2 protein-coding genes are annotated in these 2,235 nt (G+C 42.9%); both read right to left on the reverse strand.

All coding sequences use genetic code 11. The annotated features are described in order from the left end of the window. Positions 1-120 precede the first annotated feature (120 nt). Entirely contained in the window at positions 121-429 is a 309-nt protein-coding gene (locus tag H5185_RS21750) for a hypothetical protein (protein WP_182699087.1), read from the reverse strand. Between the two features lie 111 nt (positions 430-540). Continuing rightward, the gene (locus H5185_RS21755; protein ID WP_182743217.1) at positions 541-1,641 is read right to left on the reverse strand and encodes a topoisomerase; all 1,101 of its coding nucleotides are present in this window, start codon (positions 1,639-1,641) and stop codon (positions 541-543) included. Positions 1,642-2,235 lie beyond the last annotated feature (594 nt).

Genomic DNA, 2,235 nt, shown 5'->3' on the forward strand with positions numbered 1-2,235 from the left:
TGGATCGCAGTTCAATATCCTAACCAGAAAGCTAGTTAGGTGTTCTAAATGAACCGCCCTGTGCGGAGCCGCATGCAGGGTGGTGTGGGGGCTGGAGGCTAGATACCTCTGGCTACCCGATTATGTTGCTTTTCTAGTTGACCACTTACCATACAGGAAAAGGAACAAAACACCTTGAGTTAAACTGTTTAAAAATAGAACTAACGACTGAAGTACAATATGTAAATCATTAAAATATTGAAACAAGACCCACGCATAGCCAGAGAGGATTTTCATACCATTTAATGAAACAAACTTATAAATCTCATCGAAGAGTGTTAACTCATCTTTAAATCCAAGCCCCATAGTTGCACCTAAACTCAGAAACCCGAAAATAACGAGAGTTATAAAATGCAAAATTGTGGCAATGGCAATCTGTTTAATTTTCATCGTGCAACATAACGCCCGAGTTCAAGTGCGTTTGATCCGCCGGCCGTTTTTGTAGCAGCAAAAATGGGCAGCGGGACAAACGTCACCTGCAACGATTTGTTAGACGCAAACTCACCCAGCTCCATCAATCTCTCCCAGCAAAGCAAATTCCAACTGCTCGGGTTCCTTCGATGACTCAAGATGCCCCTTCATTTCCGACCAAACATCATCCATATTGGCAAGATCGTCGTCTGTATAGATAATGTAGGAGACACCATATTTCCTCCAGTACCGCTTGTGCTTCTTCATCTCCTTTTCAAAGTTCTCCTTTGCATCCTTGTCATATTCCGCCATTTTGCGACCAGCACCCTTTAGCTTACCGTGGGCCGACCAAGGAGAAAATTCGAACCCGTATTTTTCATGGGTCCAAGGGTTAACGATCAGGTAGTCGAGGCGGTGCTGGTGCTTTTTCTTGTGAGGATCGTATCTCAGCTCAGGTATGAGAAGTGGAACCGAAAGCGGATCATCGCTCGTACTAACGAAATCAATGTATCGATCTGCGACGTCCAACTGGTACTGCGATTTAGTCCGGCGCACCATGTCTCGGAAGAACTGAAGATAGTCTTCGATGGTAGTGAACGTTCGAACACGTTCTTCACCCATGTAGCAGAGCCCCGTCTCCATCACATGAGCAATTGTCCAATACGGATTCTTGAAATGGCGAATCTCGGAGTTGTCGTTTTCCCACTGATCTGCGGCGAAGCGGGGCGTAACAAGAAGCCCAAACTCATCATCGTTGTTCCCAAACCAGTATTCGCTTTCGTCCAGCTTGGGCTTCTGCTTGTAATGCTCCTCATAGTGCTTCAAAAAGGAGCTTTCAAGAAATAGGGAAACGTACTTTTTGAAGTTTGGGTGGTCGCTGATGATAAGATCATACATCACAACATGCCGATGGTTCGTTCCAGCTTTTAGAGCATTGGAACGACAACGCTTCAGACCAGAGAGCCACTTGCTTTTGTATTCAAGCGGGGTATGAATCACGTCATCGTGTAGTTTTATGTAGTCATCTGTCTTGCTGCCTATAAACGCGTTCAGAGAAGCCTCTGCGGTGTACTTTCCTCCACAAGCTGCCTTCATTTCGTCAAACACGAGTGGCTGCAGGATTCTCCGTTGAGATTTGATTTCTGCAACTCGCTTGTTTCGGGCAGTCTTGTTTGGGTCCCGTTTGGCCATTAATCCCTCCCTTTGCGTCTAACAGCGTATTAGCGAGAATTCCGATAAACATCCTGAGAAGCTCACCAAAACTCAACATCCATACTGCTTTAATTATTAATAATTTTAGTAACTTATCAGCATAAATAACCCAAATCAATCACCTTTTAGTCTAGGCAAAAGCGAGAATTTAGATAGTCGAGAATAATACAAACTCGTTATTTAGAGCAGATATATTAACAAAAACAAGCTAATTCAATTGGATAGCATTGTCTTTTAGGTGGAACCGAGAATTTTCGCAATTACATAACGAGAAACAACAGTGTTGTTCTAACACAAATGAATTATAACTGTGTAAAAAAACAGCATGCTGTCGCAAAGATTTTATAATGTTAATCGTAGATAAATTTATATCAAAATGGTGCTTTCATAAATTAGCGATAACTAAGTTCGAGCAAAGTTTAAATTGGATGTTCTCTAACAAGGAACGGGGGCATAAATGAGTTTGCCTACTTAATTGAAAATGGACAAATTCAACTCTGAACTTGAGGCCGTTGAAGACTCTTTATAAAAGAATGCGTGAGCTGGCCATGGATGGCCCGCTAGCTTTCGCGG

This window comes from Shewanella sp. SG44-6 (assembly GCF_014164185.1).
GTDB lineage: Bacteria > Pseudomonadota > Gammaproteobacteria > Enterobacterales > Shewanellaceae > Shewanella > Shewanella vesiculosa.

Bases quoted from the DNA above. Each gene is read 5' to 3' on its own strand.
- H5185_RS21750 (WP_182699087.1), bottom strand. From the start codon at position 429: ATGAAAATTAAACAGATTGCCATTGCCACAATTTTGCATTTTATAACT.
- H5185_RS21755 (WP_182743217.1), bottom strand. From the start codon at position 1,641: ATGGCCAAACGGGACCCAAACAAGACTGCCCGAAACAAGCGAGTTGCA.